This window comes from Marivivens sp. JLT3646 (assembly GCF_001908835.1).
In the GTDB taxonomy this organism is placed as follows: Bacteria; Pseudomonadota; Alphaproteobacteria; order Rhodobacterales; family Rhodobacteraceae; genus Marivivens; species Marivivens geojensis.
Genome location: NZ_CP018572.1, coordinates 1,079,271 through 1,105,174, shown reverse-complemented (window position 1 = coordinate 1,105,174; position 25,904 = coordinate 1,079,271). Strand labels below are relative to the sequence as shown.

At 57.5% G+C, this 25,904-nt stretch carries 29 protein-coding genes and 1 tRNA gene; 18 read left to right on the top strand and 12 right to left on the bottom strand.

Annotated features, from left to right (window positions below; translation table 11 throughout):
- Positions 1-2 precede the first annotated feature (2 nt).
- Entirely contained in the window at positions 3-1,184 is a 1,182-nt protein-coding gene (locus BSK21_RS05525; protein ID WP_067548753.1) for a cytochrome P450, read from the top strand.
- On the opposite strand, the gene BSK21_RS05520 is transcribed toward BSK21_RS05525, so the two are convergent.
- Positions 1,156-1,617 (bottom strand): Lrp/AsnC family transcriptional regulator, encoded by a 462-nt coding sequence (locus BSK21_RS05520; RefSeq protein ID WP_067548756.1) that lies wholly within the window; start codon positions 1,615-1,617, stop codon positions 1,156-1,158. The two genes, BSK21_RS05525 and BSK21_RS05520, sit on opposite strands and share 29 nt — an antisense overlap.
- Positions 1,618-1,751: 134 nt before the next feature.
- On the opposite strand from BSK21_RS05520, the gene cysG reads away from it, so the two are divergent.
- From cysG to BSK21_RS05490, 6 genes are all read left to right on the top strand, one after another.
- A complete protein-coding gene (cysG, locus tag BSK21_RS05515; protein ID WP_067548759.1) occupies positions 1,752-3,152 on the top strand; it encodes a siroheme synthase CysG in 1,401 nt (466 codons plus the stop codon).
- On the top strand, positions 3,149-3,451 hold the full coding sequence (locus BSK21_RS05510) for a DUF2849 domain-containing protein (protein ID WP_067548761.1): 303 nt from the start codon (positions 3,149-3,151) through the stop codon (positions 3,449-3,451). The genes cysG and BSK21_RS05510 overlap by 4 nt, the downstream gene beginning before the upstream one ends.
- The gene (locus BSK21_RS05505; protein ID WP_067548764.1) at positions 3,451-5,121 is read left to right on the top strand and encodes a nitrite/sulfite reductase; all 1,671 of its coding nucleotides are present in this window, start codon (positions 3,451-3,453) and stop codon (positions 5,119-5,121) included. The genes BSK21_RS05510 and BSK21_RS05505 overlap by 1 nt, the downstream gene beginning before the upstream one ends.
- Positions 5,108-5,842, top strand: coding sequence for a phosphoadenylyl-sulfate reductase (locus tag BSK21_RS05500; protein WP_067548767.1), 735 nt, complete (start codon positions 5,108-5,110; stop codon positions 5,840-5,842). The genes BSK21_RS05505 and BSK21_RS05500 overlap by 14 nt, the downstream gene beginning before the upstream one ends.
- A 10-nt stretch (positions 5,843-5,852) precedes the next feature.
- Complete coding sequence (locus BSK21_RS05495; RefSeq protein WP_067548770.1) at positions 5,853-6,254, top strand: DUF934 domain-containing protein; 402 nt, start codon at positions 5,853-5,855, stop codon at positions 6,252-6,254.
- Positions 6,255-6,322: 68 nt separating this feature from the next.
- Complete coding sequence (locus tag BSK21_RS05490) at positions 6,323-7,180, top strand: ferredoxin--NADP reductase (RefSeq protein ID WP_067549699.1); 858 nt, start codon at positions 6,323-6,325, stop codon at positions 7,178-7,180.
- Positions 7,181-7,237: 57 nt separating this feature from the next.
- Here BSK21_RS05490 and kdsA read toward each other — a convergent pair whose 3' ends face one another.
- The 3 genes from kdsA to BSK21_RS05475 all read right to left on the bottom strand — a co-directional run bounded on the left by kdsA (position 7,238) and on the right by BSK21_RS05475 (position 9,481).
- A complete protein-coding gene (gene kdsA, locus BSK21_RS05485; protein WP_067548772.1) occupies positions 7,238-8,056 on the bottom strand; it encodes a 3-deoxy-8-phosphooctulonate synthase in 819 nt (272 codons plus the stop codon).
- Between the two features lie 111 nt (positions 8,057-8,167).
- On the bottom strand, positions 8,168-8,917 hold the full coding sequence (locus BSK21_RS05480; RefSeq protein ID WP_082959401.1) for a GNAT family N-acetyltransferase: 750 nt from the start codon (positions 8,915-8,917) through the stop codon (positions 8,168-8,170).
- Positions 8,918-9,007: 90 nt separating this feature from the next.
- Positions 9,008-9,481: an outer membrane protein assembly factor BamE gene (locus BSK21_RS05475; protein ID WP_067548777.1), complete on the bottom strand. Its 474-nt coding sequence runs from the start codon at positions 9,479-9,481 to the stop codon at positions 9,008-9,010.
- Between the two features lie 81 nt (positions 9,482-9,562).
- Between BSK21_RS05475 and BSK21_RS05470 the strand changes: the two genes are divergently transcribed.
- The 10 genes from BSK21_RS05470 to BSK21_RS05425 all read left to right on the top strand — a co-directional run bounded on the left by BSK21_RS05470 (position 9,563) and on the right by BSK21_RS05425 (position 16,016).
- Positions 9,563-10,114: a DUF177 domain-containing protein gene (locus BSK21_RS05470; RefSeq protein WP_067548780.1), complete on the top strand. Its 552-nt coding sequence runs from the start codon at positions 9,563-9,565 to the stop codon at positions 10,112-10,114.
- Between the two features lie 163 nt (positions 10,115-10,277).
- Positions 10,278-10,484, top strand: a complete 207-nt coding sequence (gene rpmF / locus BSK21_RS05465) for a 50S ribosomal protein L32 (protein WP_067548783.1) — start codon at positions 10,278-10,280, stop codon at positions 10,482-10,484.
- 32 nt (positions 10,485-10,516) lie between these two features.
- On the top strand, positions 10,517-11,626 hold the full coding sequence (plsX, locus tag BSK21_RS05460; protein WP_067548786.1) for a phosphate acyltransferase PlsX: 1,110 nt from the start codon (positions 10,517-10,519) through the stop codon (positions 11,624-11,626).
- On the top strand, positions 11,627-12,598 hold the full coding sequence (locus BSK21_RS05455) for a beta-ketoacyl-ACP synthase III (RefSeq protein WP_067548789.1): 972 nt from the start codon (positions 11,627-11,629) through the stop codon (positions 12,596-12,598).
- A gap of 89 nt (positions 12,599-12,687) precedes the next feature.
- Positions 12,688-12,990, top strand: coding sequence for an integration host factor subunit alpha (ihfA, locus tag BSK21_RS05450; RefSeq protein ID WP_067548792.1), 303 nt, complete (start codon positions 12,688-12,690; stop codon positions 12,988-12,990).
- Between the two features lie 6 nt (positions 12,991-12,996).
- The gene (locus BSK21_RS05445) at positions 12,997-13,647 is read left to right on the top strand and encodes a MerR family transcriptional regulator (protein ID WP_067548795.1); all 651 of its coding nucleotides are present in this window, start codon (positions 12,997-12,999) and stop codon (positions 13,645-13,647) included.
- Between the two features lie 3 nt (positions 13,648-13,650).
- On the top strand, positions 13,651-14,304 hold the full coding sequence (gene gph, locus BSK21_RS05440; RefSeq protein ID WP_067548798.1) for a phosphoglycolate phosphatase: 654 nt from the start codon (positions 13,651-13,653) through the stop codon (positions 14,302-14,304).
- A 55-nt stretch (positions 14,305-14,359) separates the two neighbouring features.
- Positions 14,360-14,436 (top strand) — tRNA-Pro (locus BSK21_RS05435).
- A 50-nt stretch (positions 14,437-14,486) separates the two neighbouring features.
- Complete coding sequence (locus BSK21_RS05430; protein WP_067548801.1) at positions 14,487-15,560, top strand: 2'-deoxycytidine 5'-triphosphate deaminase; 1,074 nt, start codon at positions 14,487-14,489, stop codon at positions 15,558-15,560.
- 99 nt (positions 15,561-15,659) lie between these two features.
- Positions 15,660-16,016, top strand: coding sequence for a rhodanese-like domain-containing protein (locus tag BSK21_RS05425; RefSeq protein ID WP_067548804.1), 357 nt, complete (start codon positions 15,660-15,662; stop codon positions 16,014-16,016).
- A 57-nt stretch (positions 16,017-16,073) separates the two neighbouring features.
- Here the strand turns inward: BSK21_RS05425 and BSK21_RS05420 are convergent, their stop codons facing one another.
- The 6 genes from BSK21_RS05420 to argS form a co-directional block, all read right to left on the bottom strand.
- Complete coding sequence (locus BSK21_RS05420) at positions 16,074-16,283, bottom strand: hypothetical protein (protein ID WP_067548807.1); 210 nt, start codon at positions 16,281-16,283, stop codon at positions 16,074-16,076.
- 55 nt (positions 16,284-16,338) lie between these two features.
- Positions 16,339-17,013, bottom strand: coding sequence for an SMC-Scp complex subunit ScpB (gene scpB / locus BSK21_RS05415; protein ID WP_067548810.1), 675 nt, complete (start codon positions 17,011-17,013; stop codon positions 16,339-16,341).
- The gene (locus BSK21_RS05410; RefSeq protein WP_067548813.1) at positions 17,006-17,806 is read right to left on the bottom strand and encodes a ScpA family protein; all 801 of its coding nucleotides are present in this window, start codon (positions 17,804-17,806) and stop codon (positions 17,006-17,008) included. Before BSK21_RS05410 ends, scpB begins: the two co-directional genes overlap by 8 nt.
- 7 nt (positions 17,807-17,813) lie before the next feature.
- Positions 17,814-18,800 (bottom strand): glycoside hydrolase family 3 N-terminal domain-containing protein, encoded by a 987-nt coding sequence (locus BSK21_RS05405; RefSeq protein ID WP_067548816.1) that lies wholly within the window; start codon positions 18,798-18,800, stop codon positions 17,814-17,816.
- Positions 18,801-19,826: an SPOR domain-containing protein gene (locus tag BSK21_RS05400; RefSeq protein ID WP_067549701.1), complete on the bottom strand. Its 1,026-nt coding sequence runs from the start codon at positions 19,824-19,826 to the stop codon at positions 18,801-18,803. It abuts the gene before it with no gap.
- 78 nt (positions 19,827-19,904) lie between these two features.
- Entirely contained in the window at positions 19,905-21,647 is a 1,743-nt protein-coding gene (gene argS, locus BSK21_RS05395; protein ID WP_074038976.1) for an arginine--tRNA ligase, read from the bottom strand.
- 109 nt (positions 21,648-21,756) lie between these two features.
- Here argS and BSK21_RS05390 point away from each other — a divergent pair, with 109 nt between their 5' ends.
- On the top strand, positions 21,757-22,830 hold the full coding sequence (locus BSK21_RS05390) for a hypothetical protein (protein ID WP_156529559.1): 1,074 nt from the start codon (positions 21,757-21,759) through the stop codon (positions 22,828-22,830).
- Here BSK21_RS05390 and BSK21_RS05385 read toward each other — a convergent pair.
- Together BSK21_RS05385 and BSK21_RS05380 are read right to left on the bottom strand one after the other, a co-directional pair.
- Complete coding sequence (locus BSK21_RS05385) at positions 22,819-24,678, bottom strand: sodium:proton antiporter (RefSeq protein WP_067548825.1); 1,860 nt, start codon at positions 24,676-24,678, stop codon at positions 22,819-22,821. The two genes, BSK21_RS05390 and BSK21_RS05385, sit on opposite strands and share 12 nt — an antisense overlap.
- Positions 24,668-25,843: a deoxyguanosinetriphosphate triphosphohydrolase gene (locus tag BSK21_RS05380; protein ID WP_067548828.1), complete on the bottom strand. Its 1,176-nt coding sequence runs from the start codon at positions 25,841-25,843 to the stop codon at positions 24,668-24,670. The genes BSK21_RS05385 and BSK21_RS05380 overlap by 11 nt, the downstream gene beginning before the upstream one ends.
- Positions 25,844-25,904 lie beyond the last annotated feature (61 nt).

The following is a 25,904-nucleotide window of genomic DNA, read 5'->3' as shown; positions in this document are numbered from 1 at the left end:
CTATGCAACGTTTCGACCAATCCCCGACTGATCCCGATTTTGTCCAAAACCCTTATCCGCTTTATGATCGGATGCGTGAGGCCGGTGATTTGGTCTATTGGTCCGACTACAACACAGTTTGCGCCACATCCCACAAGGCCGTGACGACAATCCTAAAGGACCGACGGTTTGGGCGCGAGGCACCCGCCGAATTCGCGCGTGCCGTTCCTGACCACCTGCGCCCCTTCTATGACGTCGAAGCGCATTCAATGCTGGAATTGGAACCGCCACGACATACAAAGCTGAGAGCACTGGTCATACGAGCGTTTACGTCGCGCGGGATTGCGTCCTTGGGGCCGATGATCAGTGAACTGGCGAACGATCTGATTGATCAGTTCCCTGAGGGACCGTTTGACATTATCGACGCCTTTGCGCGGCCAATTCCTGTGATCGTGATCTGCCGATTGCTCGGCGTGCCAGAGGATCGCGCCTCTGACTTGTTGCGCTGGTCAAACGATATGGTCGCGATGTATCAGGCACGCCGCACTCCCGCGATTGAAGCGGCCGCCGTCGCTGCGACGCTCGAATTCCGCGCCTTCCTGACCGACTATATTGCGGCTCGACGGAAGGCCCCTAAATCCGACCTCTTGTCCGACCTCATCGCGGCTGAGGCCGAAGGGGAAAAGCTGACCTCGGACGAATTGATTGCGACCGTCATGGTGCTGCTGAACGCTGGGCATGAAGCCACGGTTCACACGCTAGGAAATGGCATCAAGGCCTTGATTGAAAATGACAAACCTGATTTGACGCCCGCAACTGCCGAAGAAATCCTGCGCTTCGACCCACCGCTCCATATGTTCATGCGTTCGGTCTATGAGGACGTGACGATTTTTGGTCATGACTTTAAACGCGGGGATGAAGTGGGGTGTCTGTTGGCAAGCGCGAACCGTGATCCTGCGGCCTACCCCGACCCCAACACGTTCGATCCTGATCGCAACGGCCCCGTGAACGCCAGCTTTGGCGGCGGCATCCATTTCTGCGTCGGTGCACCACTCGCACGGATGGAGGTTCATCTCGCCCTCGATGCGCTATTCACCCGCTGCCCTGACCTAAGGATGACAGAGTCCGCGACCTACGCGGATCTCTATCATTTCCACGGTTTGGATCGGTTGATGGTTACAACGGCAGCTCAAGCGTCGACTTGATCTCTTCCATAGACAACAGCGCAGTCACGTTGTGGATGCGTACCTCTGAAATCAGAGCCTGATAGAATTCGTCATAAGCGCGGGCGTTTTTCACGCGGACCTTAAGGATGTAGTCGATGTCCCCGGCAAGGCGGTGCGCCTCTTGAACCTCGGGACGGGCCTGCAACGCGGAGAGGAATTTGCGCTGCCAATCGGCCTCGTGTTCGCTCGTACGGATCAGGACAAAGAAACAAGCCTCGAACCCAAGAGCCTCTGCATCCAGAAACACCGTCTGACGACCAATGATATTGGCCTCTTTCATCTTGCGGATACGATTCCAAACAGGCGTCTTTGAGGACCCCACATTGCGGGCAATATCGTCGAGCGACTGCGCTGCGTCGGCCTGAAGCTCCTTGAGGATTTTCCGATCCATATCGTCTAACCGAAACGCCATTCTGTATTCCTCGCTGGATTGGAACAAACGTCACCACTGTACGCATAGGGGGAACATACGTCCTTATTCATCGGACGCAATAGGCAAAAAGGGGGATATTATTCTATATATCCGGATAGAAACCGGAGCGTCCCATGCAGCACTTTCCAATCTTTCTATCGGTCACACACCGCCGCATCGTCCTGACGGGGGGTGGCGAGGCGGCACTGGCGAAATTGCGTCTCTTGCTCAAGACTGAGGGTAAGATCACCGTTTTCACAGATGCACCGCATCCTGATCTTCTGCGCATGGCGGCTGAGGGTCGCCTGTCGCTGGTTCAGCGGGCATTCGATCATGGTGATACACTCTGCGCACGGTTGGTTTACGCGGCGAACGAAGATGCCGTCGAAGACGCCCGTGTCGCACGCATTGCCCGCAGCGAAGGTGCGATCGTGAATATCGTGGACGATTTACATGGGTCGGACTTTATCACGCCTGCAATTGTGGACCGTGATCCTGTAACGATTGCGATTGGCACCGAGGGCGCGGCCCCTGTTCTGGCGCGCGCGATCAAGGCAGACCTAGAGGCACGCTTGCCATCCAACCTCGGCCTTTTGGCACGGGTGGGTAAAGCGTTCCGTCATGCGGTGGACATATTGCCGATGGGCCGCAAGCGCCGCGATTTCTGGGCGGATTACTATTTCAACACCGGCCCCAAGGCTGTTGAGACAGACGGTGAGGCTGGTGCGCAATCGGCGCTTGAGGCTACGCTAGATCGTCATGTGATGGCAAAGTCCCTCGAAGGTCATGTTGACCTCGTTGGCGCAGGTCCGGGTGATCCAGAATTGCTGACGCTCAAGGCTCGCAAGGCGCTGGATGAGGCTGATGTCGTGATCTACGACCGTCTGGTTGCACCTGAAATCCTCGAACTGGCCCGCCGTGAAGCGATCATGGTCGATGTGGGCAAAGAGGGTTTCGGCGTTTCGACCTCTCAGGACGACATCAACGGTCTGATCGTCGAGCACGCGAAAGACGGCCACCATGTTGTACGCCTGAAATCGGGCGATCCGACTGTCTTTGGCCGCTTGGACGAAGAAATCGAAGCGATTGAGGCGGCTGGGATCAGCTACCGTATCGTGCCTGGCATCACTGCGGCCTCTGCTGCTGTTGCCCAAATTGGGCAGAGCCTGACGAAACGCGGTCGCAACGGATCGGTTCGTCTGCTGACAGGTCACGACATGAAGGGCTTTGCCGAGCAGGACTGGCGTGGTTTAGCCCGCGATGGCGAAGTCGCCGCGATCTACATGGGCAAACGCGCCGCGCGTTTTGTTCAGGGTCGCCTGTTGATGCACGGCGCATCAGCAGACACGCCCGTCACCATCATCGAAAACGTTTCTCGTCCTGAAAGTCGCGTGATCGCCACAACCTTGGCCGAGCTAGAGCCGACCATGTCGACCTCTGGCCTCACTGGCCCTGCCCTCACCTTTTATGGACTTGCGCCGCGCCATGCGGTTCAGGTCGCCCGTTCTTCACCACAAAAGGAGGCCGCACAATGAGCCGCCGCTTTACCCCAAAAGTGATTACCGCAAACCTTCTCCTCGATGGGGATGCTGTCTGGCTGACCGCAGACGACCGTTGGTCGAAATCAATGTCAGAGGCCGAGTTAATTGAGGATGAGGCTCACGCTGACATCCGCATTCTCTTTGCCAATGGCCAAGCACACGTCGTCGTTGGTCCGTACCTTGCTGATGCGAAGGCTGGTCCGAACGGCCCCGAACCGACCCATTTCCGCGAAGAATTCCGCACCCGTGGCCCGTCGAACTATGCCCACGGCAAACAGGTGGAGCTGAACTAATGTATAAGTATAATGACTTTGACGAAGCCTTTGTCCGCTCTCGCGTTGAGCAATTCCGCGATCAGGTGGAACGCCGTATCAAAGGGCAATTGACCGAAGACGAATTCCGTCCACTCCGCCTGATGAATGGTCTGTATTTGCAACTGCACGCCTATATGCTGCGCGTTGCGATCCCCTATGGCACGCTCAACAGCCGTCAAATGCGCCAACTCGCGATGATTGCGGAAAAGTGGGACAAGGGCTACGGCCACTTCACCACCCGTCAGAACATCCAATTCAACTGGCCGAAGCTGCAGGACGTGCCTGATATCCTCGAGGCATTGGCCGATGTGGAAATGCACGCACTGCAAACCTCGGGCAACACGATCCGCAACGTGACCGCCGACCACTTTGCTGGCGCTGCCGCCGATGAGGTTGCGGACCCGCGTCCTGTGGCCGAACTGCTGCGTCAGTGGTCCACTGACCACCCAGAGTTCCAGTTCCTGCCGCGCAAGTTCAAGATCGCGGTCTCTGGCGGCGAACAAGACCGCGCCGTGACCAAAGCGCATGATATCGGTATTCGGATCGTCCGTAATGCTGCAGGCGAGATCGGCTATCAGATCATCGTTGGAGGTGGCTTGGGCCGCACCCCGATGATCGGCAAGGTCATTCGTGACTTCCTGCCCAAAGAAGACCTACTGCCCTACGTTGAGGCCGTCGTGTCCGTCTGGAACCTTCTAGGTCGTCGCGACAACAAGTATAAAGCACGGATCAAAATCACCGTGTTCGAGAACGGTCTGGAAGAGTTCTCTCAACTTACGGATGAACGTTTCGAACAAATTCGGGCAGGATTTACAGGCGTTGATCAGGAAATTCTTGCAGAAATCGAACAATTTTTTCGTGAGCCTGTGTACGAAACTAAATCTAAAGATGTGTTCGATGCACGCTACGCGACGGACCCTGCGTTCCGGTCATGGGTCGATACGAACCTGAGCGATCACAAGGCAGACGACTATGCCATCGTCACTATTTCGGTGAAAAAGCATGGGGCAACTCCGGGTGATGCGACCGCTGATCAGATGCGCGCTATGGCAAACCTTGCCGAGGCTTATGGTCACGACGAACTGCGCATTAGCCACGAACAAAACGTTGTTCTGCCACACGTTCACAAGGCCGATCTGCCCGCAATCTATGACGCGCTGAAGGTGGCTGATCTGGCGACCGCCAACGTTGGCCTGATCTCTGACATCATCGCTTGCCCCGGTATGGACTATTGCGCCCTCGCGACGGCTCGGTCGATCCCAATCGCACAAGAGATCGCGCAGCGCTTTGACGATCTGAAGCTGGAACACGATATTGGTCCGCTCAAGATCAAAATCTCGGGCTGCATCAACGCCTGTGGTCACCACCACGTTGGTCACATCGGCATTCTGGGCCTCGATCGCGCTGGGATTGAAAACTACCAGATCACGCTAGGCGGTGACGGGACCCAAGACGCGGTCATCGGTGATAAAACGGGCCCAGGATTTGCGGCTGAGGACATTACCAATGCAATTGAACGGATCGTGATGGCTTACCTCGCCCTTCGCCAAACGCCTGCCGAGACGTTCCTCGACGCATATAAACGTCTTGGTCTAGAGCCGTTCAAAGCCGCACTCTACGAGGAGGCCGCAGCTCATGCCGCTGAGTGAACCCGTCCAACAACGGGTTGACGCTTTGAATGCCCGCTACAAACACCACAGTGCGACTGCGGTTCTCGAACATGCGCTAAAGGATGCTCAGGTCGGCAAAACGGCGATGGTGTCGTCCTTTGGGGCCGAGTCCGTCGTGCTTTTGCACCTCGTGTCCGTCATCGATAACACGACACCCGTCTTGTTTATCGATACCGAAATGCTGTTTGCTGAAACACTGGCTTATCAGCAGGAGCTGACCGAACGGTTGAACCTGAAAAACCTTCAGATCATTCGTGCGGCGGACAAGGCAAAACGGATTGAAGACCCCGATGGCACACTGCATCAGTTCAACACTGACGCCTGCTGTAACCTACGCAAAACCCAGCCGTTGCAAGACGCGCTCAAAGGCTATGACGCATGGATCACTGGTCGGAAACGGTATCAGGGCACGACACGTTCTGCGCTCGAGTTCTTTGAGAACGAGGACGACCACCGGATCAAGATCAACCCGCTCTGCCATTGGGATGTGAACGATCTTCAGGACTATATGACCGAGAACCGTCTACCGCGTCACCCGCTGGTCGCCCAAGGCTATCCGTCCATCGGATGTGCCCCCTGCACCAGCCCTGTTAAAGAAGGCGAAGATCCACGCGCTGGTCGCTGGCGCAACTCGAACAAAACCGAATGTGGCATCCACATCGTAGATGGCAAGGTCGTGCGCAACGGCCAAGCCGCCTAAGGAGACTGACATGACTGTAATCGTCACCGATACTGGCTTTGCGGCCGATGACCACAACGCACCGTTCATCGCATTGGGTGAAGCCGCAGGTGAAACCGCAATCCTGATCCCGTCGAACACCAACCCTGCCGATCTGCCCAAGGCGCTCTCCGCCTCGGTTATCGCGGTCGAATTCCCGTCCTTTGCAGACGGTCGCGGGTTCACCCTTGCGGCACAACTGCGCCGCCTCGGGTTCAAAGGTCGCCTCCGCGCCCAAGGTCACGTGATCTGCGAACAATACGCCATGGCCCGCCGTTCGGGCTTTGACGAAGTCGCGATCAGTGACGAATTGGCCGCACGTCAGCCTGAAAACCTGTGGCTGACACGTGCAAATTGGCAAGCAAACGATTATCAGGCGCGCATGCGGGGCTGATTTGCCCTTTCCTGACACAGATCAAAGTTTAATGATGGATTGGGCTTTAAGCCGCCCATATGACATATATGACCGAACCGACACTCGTGAAAGACGCCCCTGTGAAAGAAGCCGCTGCAAAGCCACACCTGCCTGACGCTCAAGTCGTCACTGAGGTTAAGCACTATACCGACCGCCTGTTTTCGTTCCGCTGCACCCGTCCTGCGTCGATGCGGTTCCGCTCGGGCGAGTTTGTGATGATCGGCCTCATGGGTGATCCTGATCCCGCAACGGGCAAACAAAAGCCGCTGTTGCGCGCGTACTCCATCGCCTCGCCTTCTTGGGACGAAGAGCTGGAGTTCTACTCGATCAAGGTTCAAGACGGCCCGCTGACCTCGAAACTTCAACACATCGAAGTCGGTGATGAGGTGATCTTGCGTCCGAAACCGGTCGGCACTCTGGTGCATGATGCGCTGCTGCCCGGCAAACGGATTTGGTTCTTTGCGACTGGTACGGGCTTTGCGCCGTTCGCGTCGCTCTTGCGTGAACCGCAAACCTACCAAGACTACGATGAAGTCATCATCACCCACACCTGCCGCGAAGTCGGCGAACTGACCTATGGTCGCGATTTGATCGAAAGCCTGAAAACCGACGAATTGTTGAACGAGGTGATCGGTGAAGGCTTCTGGAAGAAGATCAAATACTACCCGACCACCACCCGCGAAGAGAGCCCAAAAATGGGCCGCATCACTGACCTGATGCGCAAGGGCGAAGCGTTTGCGGATCTCGGCGTGCCGCAGATCAACCCGAACGACGACCGCGCGATGGTCTGTGGCAACCTCGCCTTCAACCTCGAGATCAAAGACATGCTCGAAGGGTATGGACTGGTTGAGGGCGCGAATTCCAACCCACAACATTACGTGGTGGAAAAAGCCTTCCTCGATTGATCGGATCGAACGGAAAACAAAAGCCCGCCAATCGGCGGGCTTTTTTACTTTCAGGCCTTAGCCCTTCATCACAGTGTCCAGAGCCCGAAGCTGTGCCAAAAGCCCCTGCAACTGCTCAATCGGCACCATGTTTGGGCCATCAGAGGGCGCATTGTCAGGGTCTTCGTGGGTTTCGATGAACAAAGCCGCACAGCCAACAGCAACCGCAGCACGTGCAAGAGGCGGCACCATGCGACGATCACCGCCCGAGGAATTACCATTGCCGCCCGGTTGCTGCACCGAGTGGGTCGCATCAAAGACCACCGGATAACCCGTTTCAGCCATCGTCGGCAGACCACGGAAATCGCTGACAAGTGTATTGTAACCAAACGACGTGCCACGCTCACAGAGCATGATGTTGGTGTTACCCGTACTCTCAATCTTGGCCGCGACGTTCTTCATATCCCAAGGCGCAAGGAACTGCCCCTTCTTGACGTTGATGGCCTTGCCCGTCTCGCCCGCAGCCAACAAAAGGTCGGTCTGACGGCAAAGGAACGCTGGGATTTGCAGGATATCGACAAACTCGGCCGCCATCGCGCAATGGTGTGTCTCGTGCACATCAGTGATCACGGGGCAGCCGAACTCTTCGCGGATTTTCGAAAGGATCGTCAGGCCAGCCTCTGCGCCAATCCCGCGCTTACCACCCAGCGACGAACGGTTCGCCTTATCGTAGGACCCCTTGAACACGAACCCCGTGCCCGTCGCCGCACACGCCTCAGCGATTTTTTCCGCCAACATACGTGCGTGATCAAGGCTCTCGAGCTGGCACGGCCCCGCGATCAGCGCAAACGGCAGATCATTGGCAACTTCTAGATTTCCGATTGTAACGCGATGCATGGGGCTCTCCTTGGCTCGACTTAGCCCCGATATAATGACGCATCACGCCTAGGTCCATCGCCCCTGCCTTTGTGCCTTAAATATCCCGGGGGTGCAGGGGGCAAAGCCCCCTTACCCCGCCACCATCCGCAGTGCCTTTGCCCGTGCAGGCGGGATCGCGCGGATCTCGAGGCCCGTGAAAACATGCAGCGTATTCAGGTCATTATCAACCACAGCATGATCGCTCACCCAACCGCCCATCAGCAGATAGGTCTTGAGCAAGGGCGGCATTCCCAGCATCGCCCTCTTGCGGTCAAGGGGCCTGCGTAGACGTTCAGCGGCGAAACGGATCACCTTGGGCGCTTTGACTTTGGGCAACCAGCGTATTGGCGCAAGGTGCTTTTCGGCTAGCATGTCAAAGGCATCCAGATAGGTTTCGGCTTCGGTGCCCCAGAAGGACGAACAGCCGAACAGCATCTCAACACCATTGTCATCGACAAATCGGGTCATGGCACCCCAAGCGACACGCAGGATGTCGGGATCTTTGTGATCAGGGTGGATACAGAACCGCCCCATCTCGACCATCGGCCCGTCAAAGGCCTTTAGCGCGGAAAGTTCATAATATTGCGCGGAATAGCTCTGACCGATTTCTGCGCCACCAGAGAGCGGCATAAGGCGAAAACAGCAGACGAGATCGCCTGAGCGCGTATCCTCAACGAGCATGTGCTGGCAGCGGGCATCAAAATCATCCGCCTCGATCCCGTCGTCTTGCCCACCGTCTGCAATGAAACAGGCATAGCGCAGGCGTTGCGCTGCCTTTAGGTCTTGATCAGTTTCTGCCAATCGGGCCGCATAGCGTCCCTTACGCAACATCACCCGCATGGGATCACCCTCTGCACTCATGCTCCCGCCACCATAGGCGCGGGATGTAACAGGTATATTGATCCTGAACGGCAACGCCGCAAAGCGATTTTAATCAGAGCCAAAGATATCAGCGGCGTTGAAGCGACCGATAGAGCCAAGCAACTGACGCAGGAACACATTGTCGCGCAGGTTATCGTCGGTCACACGGCGCGACAGAGACACCACCTGACCGTCGGCAAGGCCAAAGGTTTCGATGTTGCGCGCAATGCCGCCTGCATCAAAGGTCACAGCGACGACAGTGCGGTCGATCTCTTTGGGGGGCATCGCACCGTAGTGGCGCATCTGATAAGACACATAATAAAGCCCGCCATCCTCTAGCACACCACCCATCGTCGGGCGGCCCAGCTTTTCAATGACAGATTCGCGGGTGTCGCTGCCAAGGGTGACCGTGGCGATGGCCTCTGCCTTCGGCGCAAAGCCGTGGTTGGCGACCCGCTCAACACAGCCCGACAGACCGGCGACCGCAGCCATTGTTGCGACCACGAAAACACCTTTGCGGATGATGCGACCTGATTTGAACATAGCTGCCCCCTTGTATCGCCTGCCCGAGCCTTTTAATCCGCTTACATCACCACAGACCCAATGTTCAAGGATTGAAGCGCCATGGAGACCTCTAAGACCACATTACGGTTCGCCGATCTTCCCAATCGCGCCGATACGACTTTTGCGATTGAACCCGATGCAGCGCAGCGTGCGGAAATCGCCGAAAGCCTAGGAATCCCTGCCATTCGCAAGCTGCGGTTCAATGGTTTGATCCGCGCTGAGGGAAAACATGACTGGGTTTTGTTCGCTGATCTGGGTGCGACAGTTGTTCAGGATTGCGTGATCACTCTCGAACCTGTGACCACACGGATCGACCAGAAGATCAAGCGCACCTACCTCAGCGACATCGAAGATCCGCTGATCGGTGAAGTAGAGATGCCCGAAGACGACACAGTTGAGGAACTTCCAACGACGCTGAACCTCGTTGATGTCATGACCGAAGCGCTCGCGCTCGCCCTGCCCGACTTCCCGCGGGCCGATGGCGCAGAGCTGGGCGAAGCGATTTTCACAGAGCCAGGCGTGGCCCCGATGCGCGACGAAGACACCCGTCCGTTCGCAGGTCTATCTTCGCTAAAAGATGCGCTTGAAAAGAAGGACGAATCTGGCGCATAAGCCCCCACATCAAATGGGGTTGAACATTTGCGGATTCGCAGTATGTTCGCGACCTCTTTCGAACGAGGGTCGACAGGCCGCGCCATATCATCTATGACGCCCACGAACTTCACCGAGATAACGAAACAACGGGCCCTGTGCCCCTTAGATAATAGGTAGAGACATGGCCGTTCAGCAGAACAAAGTCTCCAAATCGCGCCGCAACATGCGCCGTGCACACGACGCTCTGGTTGCAGCAAACCCGAACGAATGCCCGTCCTGTGGCGAACTGCGCCGTCCGCACCACGTATGCCCGTCCTGTGGCTCGTACGCTGACCGCGAAGTCATCGCTCAAGCGAACGACGTCGATCTGGACGAAGACGCAGCCTAAGGGCTTGCCATTACGGGTGGGGAATTGACGGGATGGATACGTCCAAAACCGCCTCGAAATCCGTAGTGCTGTCAATCGACGCCATGGGTGGCGATAAAGGGCCTGCAGCTGTTGTTGCGGGCCTTGCGTATTTCTTCGAAGAAGAACCGCTCGCCAAAGTCATTCTTCACGGTGATGAAGCCGTGCTTGCGCCGCTCGTTGAAAAGCGTCGCCTGTCTAAACGTGTCACCATCCGCCATGCGGAGCGGGCCGTGACCATGGATGACAAACCCGCACAGGTTCTGCGTAACTCCAAAGGCACCTCTATGCTTGCCACCGTTGACGCGGTGCGCAGTGGCGAGGCCGATGCGGCCGTGTCTTGCGGCAACACTGGCGCGCTGATGGCATTGTCGATGTTGCGTCTACGCAAGGCCGAAGGTGTGAACCGCCCGGCCATCGCTTGCCTCTGGCCTTCGCGGAACCCCAACGGGTTCAATGTGATGCTCGATGCGGGTGCCGACATTCGGGCCGATGAAGACGACCTATTGACCTACGCGCTGATGGGCACCTCTTATGCCCGTAACGGTATGGGCCTGACCCGTCCCCGCGTTGGTCTGCTGAACGTCGGAACCGAAGAACATAAGGGTCGTGCCGAACTGAAGGTCGCGCATGAACTGATCGGCGCCGCCGCTGAAAAAGGCGAATTCGAATACATCGGTTTTGTTGAAGGTGGCGATCTGCCATCTGACCGCGTTGATGTGATCGTGACCGATGGCTTTACCGGCAACGTCGCGCTGAAAACCGGCGAAGGCACAGCCCGCCTGATTTCAGACGCCCTGAAAGAATCGTTCACCTATTCGATCTGGTCCAAATTGGCCGCAGCCTTTGCCTACACATCGCTGAGCCGTTTGAAGAAAAAGATCGACCCGCGCAATGTGAACGGTGGCGTTTTCCTCGGCCTGAACGGCACTGTGGTCAAAAGCCACGGTGGCGCAGATGCCAAAGGCAACGCAGCCGCATTTAAACTGGCCTACACGCTGGGTCAGAACCGATTTGCCGACAAACTCGCGGCACGGGTTGCATCTGCGGCCACCCTCCCCCAAGATATCCTCCACGAGGGTGAGCCGGTCCCGACCTCCGGCCAAGAAGGCGAGCAAAACTAAATGACGATACGTGCTGTTGTAAAAGGTGTCGGGCACTACCTGCCCGAGAACGTTGTCCCCAACAGCTACTTCGAAGACAAACTCGACACGTCCAGTGATTGGATCGTCTCGCGCTCTGGCATCGAACGCCGTCATTTTGCCGCCGAAGGCCAGACAACATCCGACCTAGCCACCAATGCCGCCAAAGCCGCGCTGGAAAACGCTGGTCTGACGGGCAACGACATCGATGCTATTGTTCTAGCGACCTCGACCGCTGATCTGACCTTTCCGTCGGCCGCGACGATGGTTCAGCACAATATCGGTAACACCCGTGGCTTTGCCTTTGACCTTCAAGCGGTCTGCGCGGGCTTTGTCTTTGCCCTGACCAATGCGAACGCGCTGATTCAGGCTGGCTCTGCAAAACGCGTTCTGGTGATCGGTGCAGAAACATTTAGCCGTATCATGGACTGGCAAGACCGCGGCACCTGCGTCCTGTTTGGCGACGGTGCTGGCGCGCTGATCCTTGAGGCCCAAGAGGGCACAGGTTCGACCGATGATCGTGGCATCCTTTCGACTGATTTGAATTCTGACGGCAGCTATCGTGACCTTCTCTATGTGGATGGTGGCGTGTCGACCCAATCGACAGGCGTTCTGCGCATGGAAGGCAAAGAAGTCTTCCGCCATGCCGTCGAAAAACTCGCTCAGACCGCGCATACCGCCTTGGACAAGGTCGGCCTCGGCTCTGACGACGTGGATTGGGTTGTGCCGCATCAGGCGAACATCCGTATCATCCAATCGACCGCGAAAAAGCTGGGCGTTGGCATGGACCGCGTTGTAGTGACCGTTCAGGACCACGGCAACACGTCGGCCGCCTCGATTCCTCTCGCTCTGTCGGTTGGCGTGGCCAATGGGCAGATCAAACAAGGCGATCTGGTCGTGACCGAAGCCATCGGCGGCGGACTCGCTTGGGGTTCAGTCGTCGTACGGTGGTAAAGAGCCGCTGAAACTGCGATCTGCAAGTCGTTGTTATTGACTCCTAAATTGCGCTCTGCCTAAGCTTCTGAAAACCTCAGGGGGATGAGATGTCTGAAAAAACACTGACACGTATGGATTTGGCTGAAGCTGTCCACGCTGAAGTGGGCCTGTCGCGCAACGATAGCGCCGATCTGGTCGAAAGCGTGCTGACCCATATTTCCGACGCATTGGTCCAGAATGAGACCGTGAAAATCAGTTCGTTTGGCACCTTCTCGGTCCGCGAAAAAGCGGCTCGCGTTGGTCGTAACCCCAAAACGGGTGAAGAAGTGCCGATCTCTCCGCGTCGTGTGCTGACCTTCCGTCCGAGCCACTTGATGAAAGACCGCATTGCGGCTGGCAACAAAGGCTAATTTCCGATGAAGAAGTCGCATGACGCCTTTCGCACCATCAGCGAGGTGTCAGAGCTTTTAGACACGCCCGCGCATGTCCTGCGGTTCTGGGAAAGCAAGTTTTCCCAGATCAAGCCCGTGAAACGTGCGGGCGGTCGCCGCTACTATCGCCCCCAAGACATCCAGCTGATTGCGGGGCTGAAACAGCTTTTGCACGGTGATGGCCTGTCGATCAAAGAAGCGCAGAAATTGCTGCGGGAACAAGGCATTAAGCATGTTGTCAGCATCGGCAGCGAAGCAACTGCCGAGGCCGAAGGTCCCGTTGTTGCCCCTGTGTCAACCTCTGTGATCGAGGCCCCCGTGGCAAAGCCAGTGGCGGATGCATCCGAGCATGCGAAGCCCGCGAAAAAGACGTCTAAGAAAGAGATCGAGCAGAGCAAGCGCGATGAGACCGCCGCGATCGGCGACCTCTTTGGCGCGCTTGATCCGTCGTCAAATGTTGTGCCTCTGCACGCCCCGCAGCAGCCTATCGCACCGACCCCGATGTCAGTTGGTTCCGCGTCGATCCTGAGCGCGATTGCCCGTGCAGACGCCGCCAAAGTCGCCAACAAGAGCGCCAAAATCGCGCCGCTCTTGGCCCGTCTCTCTGACGTCCATGCGCGGATGCTGAAGGACTGATCCTTGCCTCACAATACTGCTCTCGTCTTTGACCTCGACGGCACGCTGATCGACAGCCTGCCCGCGATCTCTGGCTCTGTGAATGCCATGCTCGCCGATATGGGATGTGCCCCTCTGCCCGTTACAAAGATTCGCGGTTTCATCGGCAAGGGCGCTCCGAACCTCGTCAAACTGTCGATTGCGGCGGCAGGACTGCCCGACGATACCTTCGATAACGCACTTTCCACGATGATGGGTCATTACGCGGCGGCGCATGACGGCAATATCCCATTTGACCACATGGTCGACACGCTGGAGGGCCTTCGCGCTGCGGGATATGCCTTGGGTCTCTGCACGAACAAACCGAGCTCCGCGACACAGGCCGTTCTGGATCACCTCGGTCTGACTGACCTCTTTGACGTTGTGATCTCAGGCGATAGCCTGCCCCAACGCAAGCCGCACCCCGCGCCGCTCCGAGCGACTTTCGAGGTAATGGGACGCGCAAACCACATCTATATTGGCGACAGCGAGGTGGACGCCGAAACGGCAACTGCGGCAGAGGTGCCCTTTGTCCTCTTTACCGAAGGCTACCGCAAAGCGCCCATTTCCGACCTCACCCACGCGGCGACATTTGACGATTTTCGCGCCTTGCCGGAAATCATTGCCTCGCTGCAATAATTCGTGGCCTTGCCCCTTGCCCTTATCGGCAAATCGGGTATTTAGGCCTCCACGTCGGGCTATAGCGCAGCCTGGTAGCGCGTCCGTCTGGGGGACGGAAGGTCGCAGGTTCGAGTCCTGCTAGCCCGACCAACAAAATCGCCCGCCCGCTCTGGGCGGGCGTTTTGCTATGGGAGGCAAAAATGACCGGTGTACTGCCCAGCCAACGTATCCGTGACCTGATGCAATCGGGCGCGATCACGGCGACGACTGACTACGTAGACGGACAAATCCAACCTGCGAGCCTCGATCTGCGCCTCGGCACCGTGGCTTACCGCGTTCGTGCCTCGTTCCTTGCGGGCGAAGGCCGCACCGTCGCGGACCGCCTCTCTGAATTCGAAATGCACCGCGTGGACCTCACGAATGGCGCTGTTCTGGAAAAAGGCTGCGTCTATGTTGTCCCGTTGATGGAGAGCCTCGCTCTCCCCGACGGCATTCAGGCTGTTGCTAATGCGAAATCCTCCACCGGCCGTCTGGATCTCTTGACCCGCACGATCACTGATGGCGGTGTGGAATTTGACCGCATCGCGCTTGGCTATACTGGCCCTCTCTACGCTGAAATTTGCCCGCGCTCATTCTCGGTCCTCGTACGGCCTGGAATGCGCCTGAACCAAATCCGCTTCCGCGCAGGTCAAGCCGTGCTGTCGGACGACGAACTTCGCACGCTGCACTCTGAAACCCCGCTGGTGAACGGTGAGGCGGTAATTGACGACGGTCTGGGCTTCTCGGTCGACCTCGCCCCTGCCTCTGGCACCCTCGTCGGATACCGTGCAAAGCCTCATACGGGCGTGATCGATCTGGATCTTTTGAACCACTACGACCCCAGCGAATACTGGGAAGAAGTGCACACAAAAGACCGTAAGATTATCCTCGATCCGGGTGCCTTCTACATTCTAGTCAGCCGAGAGGCCGTTACAATCCCACCGATGCAAGCCGCTGAAATGGCGCCCTATTTGGCAATGGTCGGCGAATTCCGTGTCCACTACGCTGGCTTCTTTGACCCAGGTTTCGGCCATGCAGATGCAGGCGGCCAAGGCTCGCGCGGGGTGCTAGAGGTCCGCTGCCACGAGGCCCCTTTTGTCCTCGAGCACGGTCAAGTCGTCGGTCGCCTCGTTTACGAACAAATGGAAGCCCTGCCCGATCAGCTTTACGGACGCGAAATCAAATCCAACTATCAGGGACAGGGTTTGAAACTCTCCAAACACTTCCGCGCTTGATACGTAGGGGGCTGCGGCAAAGTGGCTCCCGATAAACCACATATTTACACATTATAATTTAAATATATGTATAAGGGGCTGCAATCAAAGGAGCCCCTAATGGCCTATACCGAAAAATTCCAAGCCATGTCCGACGCCGCCCGCGCCCGCGTCGATGAAGTCGCCCCCGAAGACGTTGATGCCCTGATCGCTGGCGGTGCCATCGCGCTCGATATCCGCGATCCCGACGAACACGCGAAAACCCATATCCCCGGCTCGCTCAACATCAGCCGAGGCAAGCTGGAAATGAACGTCGAAGGCATCATCACCGATCTCGACGCCACCATTCTTTGCTACTGCAACGCCTACAACCGTGGCGCTCTCTCCGCGGCAAGCCTACGCGACATGGGATATGCCAATGCCAAATTTATCGGCGGCGGCTTGAACGCATGGAAAAAATTGCACGAAGAGGACTAATGCCTTTGTGCTGAAAATATCTCGGGGTGCGGGGCAGCGCCCCGCGACCTCACCCTTTTAGCGGAACCGTGAAATACCGCGCAGAACTCGCGTTGCTTTGCCTATTCGCCCTGTCATTTCACCGATCTGACGGGACCGTGCCCGCGCCTCTGGCGTGTCACTACGGTTGCCCGTAACCTTTGCCCAAAGCCGTTGAAACACGCCGCGTTGTCGTAGGACACGCATCAACAGGCGCATCACCGTCCGCATCATTTGGTCTTGGTTCATTGCTGATCCTTTACTGCCTCATGGACAGTTTAGCACAACCCCAACGCGCACAACATCACTCTTCGATGAACAGATCGCCCTGATCATCATCATCGTCGTCTTCACCAGACAGTTGCCCCATTCCTGGCGGTGGACGGTTATCCAACAGACCCGCCGACCGCAGTTCTTTGAGACCTGGCAGGTCGCGCGCACTCTCTAGTCCGAAGTGGTCAAGGAACTCTTGTGTCACCACGAATGTCACAGGACGACCCGGTGTCATTTTACGACGACCAAAGCGGATCCACTCCATCTCGATCAACTGATCGATGGTGCCGCGCGATACGGACACGCCACGGATTTCTTCAATCTCGGCCCGTGTGACAGGCTGGTGGTAGGCAATGATCGCCAGCGTTTCGATCGCTGCGCGGGACATTTTCCGCACTTCGATCGTTTCTTTCTGCATCAGATAGCCCAGATCAGGCGCCGTGCGGAGCGCCCATGCCTCCCCAACCCGCACAAGACGAACACCCCGTCCCTCATAGCGTTTGCGTAGGTGGGCAATGGCCTCGGCTGGATCACACCCATGCGGCATACGTCCCTCCAGCTCGCGGATCGTGACGGGTTCGGAGCTGGCGAAAAGGATCGCTTCGACCATGCGCTCTTGTTCACCAATCGGCGGCGCGTCAAAGAGGCTGATCTCTGCCTCTTGGCTCTCGATATCGCTGGGTGTGGCTTCAGTCTCGTCAACCATCGCGTGGCGCTCTCCTACGGATCTGGATTGGGGCAAAGGTTTCGCCTTGCCGCAATTCGATCTTGCCTTCTTTGACCAATTCCAGCGTTGCGGCAAAGGTCGCAGCCGTAGCGGATCGTGTCCGCATGCTGTCGCCCTGCCAGCCATCCGGCATATACATCACCAGATCGGTCCATTCTTTCGCGTACCCAATCAGCGGTTTCATCCGCTCTAGCGCACGCTCCATTGTGTCAATATGTTCGCGGTCAAAGACAAAGGGACGGAATTCGTCCTTGGTTCTGATCCGCGCATAGCCCTGCATGAGGTCCAACAGCGTCGCGGTATAACGCACCGACCGCACACGTTCGACATCTTCTGGGATACCGCGGGCAAAGAAATCACGGCCCTTTTGGTCCCGCGCCATCAGGTTAGCGGCAGCGGTTCGCATCGCCTCTAGCCGTTCAAGTTGGAACGCGAGGTGCGCGGCAAGCTCTTCACCCGATGGGCCTTCTTCGGTCGGATCAGGAGGCAGCAAGAGGCGCGACTTTAGAAACGCAAGCCACGCTGCCATCACCAAATAATCCGCCGCCAGTTCGAGCCGCAGTTCCTTGGCTTTTTCGACGAAGGCCAGATACTGCTCTGCCAGCGCAACCATCGAAATCTGCAGAAGGTCGACCTTTTGAGTCCGCGCCAGCGTCAGCAAGAGGTCGAGCGGCCCCTCAAACGCGCCCACGTCAACCACCAGCGCCTCGGCAGCTAGGCGCTCTGATACGCTCACGCGGTCGGTGTTGAATAACTGCTGTTGTTCGGCCATGCCGTCCCTACGCTAATAGCGCGTTAAGTTCGGCTTCAATCGCTTCGATGTCAACGGGTTCCGGCGTTTTCCGACAGGCCGCCGCCGCCTCTGCGCGGGTCATTGCCGCCTCTGACATTTGACCGCAGGTCTTGGCAATTGCCTCCATCTCTGCGGCCTCACCGTTACAGTGCAGCACCACGTCGCAGCCTGCCTGCAGCGACACCAGACCGCGCTGATCGACGGTGCCGTTGAGGGCCTCCATCGAAATATCGTCCGTCATGAGAAGGCCGTTGAACCCTATATCCTCGCGGATGAGGCGGATCATATCGGGGTTCTGCGTCGCGGGACGGTCGCCCATTGCAGGGTAAACGATATGCGCGGACATCCCCAAAGGCAGATCGTTCAAGGCCCGAAATGGGGCAAAGTCAGTGACGGAGGCCTCAACCAACGTAACATCAGCCACAGGTAGACCAAGGTGGCTGTCCACCTTTCCACGGCCATGTCCGGGCATGTGTTTTAGGATCGGCAGAACGCCTCCTGCCAGATGCCCCTCTGCACTGGCCCGCGCATTGGCAATGACCGTGGCGGCATCCGTGCCAAGGCAGCGATTGCGCAAGAACGGATGAGTATCAGGTTGGGCTACGTCACAAGTTGGCGCACAGTTCGCGTCGATCCCGACGGAGCGCAGTTCATCAGCGATGATCCGATAGCGCAGCCAAAACGCTCGCGCCGCATCCTGCGCTGTTTCTGCTTGATCCAATGGCGGCAACCATTCGCGCCAGTACGGGCTGCGCATCCGCTGAACACGTCCGCCCTCCTGATCAATCAGGACAAGCGCATCGCGCCCTACGGTATCCCGCAGGTCATTCGTCAAACGGCGCAGCTGGTCGGGCGTATCGATATTGCGGGCAAAGAGGATGAAGGCCCAAGGGTCAGCATCCTTGAAAAACCCGCGTTCCCAGTCAGTTACTTCGCTCCCTTTAGGTGCAAGGATAAACGCCCCATGCGCCACTTAGCGCACCACGACAGGAACGCAGTCTGTGCCTTCAGCCGTCAGAGCCGCGCAGAACCGACGAGCATCCGACAGATCAGCAAAGTTCATTGCGCGCAGTCGGAAGAACGTACGGCCACCGCGTTCAGCCTGCTGGATCACGCGGTCTTTGTTCGCCATAAAATCAGGGAAACGGTCGTTAAAACGGACCCACTCGCGGGCTGCAATCTCGACCGAGTCATAGGCGCCGAGCTGGACGAGGTTCGTGCCAACGGGGATCGCGGTCGTGGTCACGGTCGCATCGGTCGCCACAGTGCGCGGCGCGGCTGCGGGAGCCGCCGCAGCAGCCGCCAAAGCCGCCGCAATCGGGTTCAGACCTTCGGGACGCGCCATCGGACGCGGGGACCGCGACACACCGGGAACAGAGGCAGGAATAATATCGGCGATCACCGCAGAGGACACACCATTGATCGCGGTTTCAACAGGCGGCACGGCAGTGGTATCCAAGTCTTCGAGGCGTGTTGCGCCCGCTGCCAATTGATCGGCCATCGCGAGGATATCATCAGCGCTCATCGGTTGGATGCCGCTGGCAGAGAGGTCGGTCACAGCAACGCTCGGCACGCCAACGGCGTCAGCCTCGGGCGCAGGTGCGCGCGTATCGACACCTTCGGGGATCACTTCACCCGCTTCTGCGGTGGGCATGATCACCAAATCTTCCGCAGGGAGAGCCACCATCTGAGGTGCAAGTAAGAGCGTTTCTGCATCTTCGGGCGCAGCAGCACCGCCCAATGCGGCCACTTCATTCACCGACAGTCCTACGTGATCGGCAATATCGCCACCGGGATTGCTGGGCGCAGTGCGCATAGCACCTTCCATCGCCCGTACCACAGGTACGCCAGTGACATCGCGCATCACGAGCTTATAGCCCCATACGCCAATCCCAATCACGAGACCGAGGGACACCAATCCCCCAGCGACGTTCACGAGTTTACCCGTATCGAGTGCACGCCCGTTTTGCCGGGCGTTCATGTCTGAGTACGCTGCCATCGTTGCCTCATCGCCGTCGGGTTTCCGTCTGCCCCGACGATCCATTTTGGTTGCCTGCTTTGCCGACAATCGGACGCTTTAGCGCATCTCTTCTGCCGGTTTGACGCCCAAAATACCCAATCCGTGCGATATGACAACCGCCACGGACTTGATCAGTGCGATTTTCGCTTGAGATGTTGCAACATCGCCCTCTTGGAGGAACCGCAACGACGTATCATCGTTGCCCTTATTCCAGAGACCATGGAAGTCAGAGGCCAATTCATAGAGGTAGAACGCAATCCGGTGCGGTTCATGGCCTTTCGCGGCGATTTCAACCAGACGCGGCCATTCAGCCAGCTTCTTGATCAAGGTCACCTCGGCTTCATGGCCGATCTTGGTCAGATCGGCAGACCGAAGCGCCGCGTCCGATACATCCACGCCCGCCTCAGTCGCCTTACGCACGACAGAATTGATCCGCGCGTTGGCATATTGGACGTAAAACACTGGGTTGTCTTTCGACTGCTCCAGCACCTTATCAAAGTCAAAGTCCAACGGCGCGTCATTTTTACGGGTCAGCATGTGGAAACGGGTCACGTCAGCGCCCGCTTGTTCGACCACATCGCGCAGGGTCACAAAGGTCCCTGCCCGTTTCGACATTTTGAACGGCTCACCGTTTTTGAAAAGCTTCACCAACTGGATGAGTTTGATGTCCAGAGGAACGCGATTGCCAGAGAGCGCGGCAACAGCTGCCTTCATCCGTTTCACATAACCACCGTGGTCGGCACCGAAGACGTCAATCAACTGATCAAAGCCGCGCTGAACCTTGTCGAAGTGATAAGCGATATCGGGGGCGAAATAGGTCCACGCGCCGTCCGATTTCTTGACCGGACGATCGACATCATCGCCAAAATCGGAAGACTTGAACAAAGTCTGTTCGCGCGGTTCCCAATCCTCAGGCAGTTTGCCCTTGGGTGGTTCCAGAACGCCTTCGTAAATCAGGCCATCGCCGCGCAACTGATCAATCGCGCCTTCGATTTTACCCGTGCCATAGAGCGCCTTTTCAGACGAGAACACATCCATTTTGACGCCAAGCAGTGCAAGGTCATCACGGATCATGTCCATCATCGCAGCGGTCGCGATTTCACGGATATCGGCGAGCCACACCTCTTCAGGCTGACCTAGAAGGCTATCGCCGTATTTCTCTTTCAGCGCCTGACCAACGGGGATCAGGTAGTCACCGGGGTATAGTCCTTCGGCGATATGCGGCTCTTGGCCGTTCGCCTCGCGGTAACGTTCAAAGGCAGAGCGCGCCAGAACATCGACCTGCGCACCACCGTCGTTAATGTAATATTCACGGGTCACGTCGTAGCCTGCATAGGCCAAGAGCGATGCCAGCGCGTCACCGAACACCGCGCCACGAGTGTGACCTACGTGCATCGGGCCTGTCGGGTTGGCCGACACGTATTCGACGTTTACCTTAATGCCCTTGCCCAAAGACGACTGACCATAGGTCGCATCGGTCAGAGCCGCCGACACGATCTGCGGCCAAACGGCACCCGCCAGACGCATATTGAGGAACCCCGGCCCCGCCACATCAGCGCTGTCGATCCGCGGATCCGCAAGCAGCTTTTCAACGAGAGCCGTTGCGATTTCGCGCGGGTTCTTGCCCGCGGGCTTTGCCAATACCATCGCAGCGTTCGTCGCCATGTCCCCATGCAGCGCGTCGCGTGGTGGTTCGACCGCAACGTTGGCAAAGTCGAGACCAGCAGGCAGCACGCCTTCGGTTACGAGGGTGTCGAGGCAATTAATGACAAGCGCACGGATATCGGAAAACAGGTTCATTTTATCGTCTTTCTCGGGTTCGAGGCGGGTTTACCACGCAATGCGCTAAGGTCAACGGTCAAGCGATCTTACCACTTGCCAACCCTATCCAGTAGAGCGATGATTCAGCATGATACGCTTTACTGTTTCGCTCATTGCTTTTGTTGGTTTAATCACGCTCGGGTTAGTGTCCTACATTAGGATCGAACTCGCGTTCCCCGGAATTATGGCCCTCACCCGTTGGATTGGCGAACCCGATGTAAAAGCGGCCTATGAGAATATCAGCCACGTCCACGGGCTTTTCGCGACAACGCTGTTTCTCCTGTCAGCCTCATTCCTTGGGTTCACCGCTGGCATGCGCGGCGCACCGCTCGGCAAACTTTGGGGCAATACGGCGCTGATTATTGCGTCCATTCAATTGCTGCTTGCGCTGTGGGAAACAGGCGCGATGCTCTGGCCAGCGAGTTTCCCGACTTATCCACTTCGTCTGGAAAACTACGCAGAGATCAAAGACTTCTCTGCAGGTGCCATGTTCCTCTCCGAAGACTATTTTCGGATGACCGCTCTTACACTCACCATCCTCGCGAGCGCATCGCACGTCTGCACGTCGAAACCCTACAAGCTAGGGTCTGCCCTCCTTGCGGTCATCACCTTGATGACCTTCGGTCTCTTTAACTTCTTCCGCCTGCACACGGGCGCTGACATCGGATTGTCGCTCTTTATCGTGCCCGAGGTCATCCTTTTGGCGATCCTCGCGATTGTCATGATCGACCCGATGCGTCCCGATGAGCCGCACCTAACGGTCGGCATCGGGTTGGTTCTGATCACGGGCATGGCCTTTGACCTTGTGTCGACGCTGGCCGACGATATGTACCTCGGACGCAGCTATTATTTCATCGCAAACAACCACCTTGCGCAGCACGGCTTGATGCTCTTTGCGTTTTTCGCCGCTTGGTTCCGATGGAAATTGCCGATGGGTCCGCAGTGGTGTCTCTGGGTCCACTCTGGCGCACTCGCTTTGGCACTTTTGCTGACTTACATCCCGATGATGACCATCGGGCAACGGGGCGGTATGCGGCATATGCCAGACTCCACCAATGAGTTCCCCGTTCTCCACCTCATGTCGAGCATCGGGGCCGCGGTTCTGGTCGTGGTAATCCTCTTGGGCCTTTTTGCTCCGCGCCTTTTTAGTTCACGCAGGTAAATCGCCTGGCAGGTTCGGGCGCACTTTGGACGCTTCGCTCTCTAGGCTACCGGGTGGCAACATAGAGATGATCTGAACATCAGGCGCGCCCTTAATCTGATCATCGCGGCGAATAAAACGAATATCAGCCGAGGCACTAACCCGCGCGATCAATACCGCATCTGGCCGCTTTTCGCGCCAATGATCGGCGGTGAATTCTTCGGTCAATCGCGTGACACGGAACAGCCATCCTTCACGCATCATCGCCTCTAGATCGCGCATTGTCTTTTCGGGACCAAAGGGTTTCCCGCCCAAGCTATTGGGCAAGGCATGACGGGAGCTATCACTTTTTTCGCGCTGTACCTGATAGACTCGATCCCGCCCGAATTCGGGGCCAAGGTCGGTCGCGACCAGCGTGTTGTAGGCATCATTGTCAGTCGCCGCGATGATGGTCTGATAGCCCACCCATTCCAGTCGGTCCTCTGCCGCCTCCGAAAGAATATCACCCGTAAAGGTTGGCACCCCAGCGGCACGCGCATGACGTAGGTGGATATGGTTTGGATCTGTGATCAATGCGCGAACATCAGCCTTTTTCAGCGCCTCGGCAAGAGCCGTCGCCCACCGTGACCCACCCGCGATAATAACCCCCGGACGCTCCCCGCCTGTCAGGCCAAGGAACCGCGCAAAGGGCGCAAGCGTAAATCCGTGAAGAACCACGCTCGTCGCGACAAGGACAAAGGCGAGCGGTGCCACAACGGCCCCATCTTCGACCCCTATCTGCGCAAGCCGTTCCCCAAAAAGCCCCGCCACCGCGACCAGCACAACGCCCCGCGGCCCCGTGAAAGCGACCAAGATACGTTCCCGCCACGGCACATCCGTAAACGCCAACGAGGTGAACACGGCCACAGGTCGCGCAATCAAGATGACGGCGACCACGAACAAACCCGCGTGCCAATCCAGCCGCCCAAGTGCCGCGAAATCGAGGTTGGCCGCGAGCAAGATAAAGACGCCAGAGACCAACAGAACCGTCGCGTGTTCTTTAAAACGGCGCAGCTCGACGTAGGACGGCAGTTTGGCGTTGGCGATCCAAATCCCCATGATCGTGACCGTCAAAAGCCCGCTTTCATGCAGAACGGTATCGGCCAGCGCAAAGACGGTTAACAGAACAGTAAAGATCACGGGGACCTTCATGTATTCGGGCACCCATGCCCGCTTGAACGACTTTGACACCCCCCACCCCGCCAAAAGGCCCAAGGCCGTGGCGATCCCGATGCCTGTGATGAATTCGAACGTCGCGGCTCCACCATCTGATGCGGTCCGCGCAACCACCACAACCTCGAACGCGAGGACGGCGGCCAGCGCACCGATGGGGTCGTTCAGGATGGCTTCCCATTGAAGGAGGTTCGCAGGCCGTTTCGACAATCGTGCCTGCCGCAGCAAGGGCGCGATCACAGTGGGGCCAGTGACGATCATAATACCGCCAAAAACGGCAGAGGTTTCCCACGACAGTCCCGCCGCGTAGTGCAATGCCGCCGCAGAGGTGATCCAGCCCATTGGCGCCCCGACAAAGACCAGTCTCCGCACACCCTTGGCCGCGTCCGACAGGGAATGACGTTCCAACGTCAGACCGCCCTCAAATAGAATAATCGCAACCGCAATCGCGATCATTGGAGACAAGAGCGCACCGATATCGCGGGAAGGATCAAAAACGCCCAGCACAGGGCCGACGATGATCCCAGCGAGCAGCATCAGAACAATTGCGGGCATTCGTAGCCGCCACGCCAACCATTGTGATCCGACCCCCAAGGCGCCAACGAGTGCGAACGCCATCACTGGGGCCATCTGCCCTACTGTCCCTTCAACCGACATTTGTAATGCGCGTCCTCTCGATTATATCCGATCCGGTCAGACGCGCATGTTCCTGAATGGCAAAGCGGTCTGTCATCCCCGAGATATAGTCGCAGACAATGCGGGCAAGGTCCGTCTCTGAACTGACGTTCTCTAAATCCTTACGCCATTGCTTTGGCAGATGGGTCGGATCCGCCATAAAGAGCGGGAACAAATCCTTTACCGCAGCCGTCACGTGGCGGCGCATCTCCACCACATTAGGGTGTCGATACATACGCGTAAACAAGAACTTACGGATCACTTTTAAATCTTCCCACAGAGCGGGAGAGAACTGAACCATCATCCGTCCAGCGTGGCGCACATCCTCGACCGCGTGGGCGTCGAGGTCTGCCAAATTGCGCTGGCTCACCGCGATCACATCCTCGACCAAAATGCCAAAGAAACGGCGCAGGGCTTCGTGCCGGCGGCGGTAGTAGTTGAGGCCCGGATACTTTTTATCGACCTCTGCCCAGCAGTCATGAAGGATCGGCAAGTCCGCCAATTCATCGGTGCTGAACAGCTCTGCCCGCAAACCGTCATGCAAGTCATGGTTGTTATAGGCGATATCATCGGACAGCGCCGCAACCTGCGCCTCTGCGCTCGCATGGGTGTGGAGTTCGAGATCATGCAGCGCGTTATACTGCTGCAGCGCCCACGGAATATCGCCTTCAACAGGCCCGTTGTGTTTTGCAATCCCCTCGAGCGTTTCCCACGTCAGGTTCAGCCCGTCCCATTCTGCGTAATGCCGTTCCAGATTGGTGACGATCCGAATGGCCTGCGCGTTGTGGTCAAACCCACCATAAGGCGCCATAAGTTCGTGTAGCGCGTCTTCGCCCGTGTGGCCAAACGGTGGATGACCGAGGTCATGCGCGAGCGCGACCGCCTCTGTCAGCTCTTGGTTCAGACCCAAAGTCCCAGCAATCGTTCGACCAACCTGCCCAACTTCGATGGAATGTGTTAAACGAGTGCGGAAATAATCACCTTCGTGTTCGATAAAGACCTGCGTCTTATGTTTCAGCCGCCGAAACGCGCTCGCATGGATGATGCGGTCGCGGTCCCGTTGGAACGGGGACCGGAAATGGCTCTCTTCTTCGGGGTAAAGACGTCCGCGTGTTTTCGTCGGATCGGTCGCAAAAGGCGCACTCATGTGATCTGCCCTGCCTTGTTGTGTCTGCCTATGACCTCTATATTTGAAACACGCTGCAACT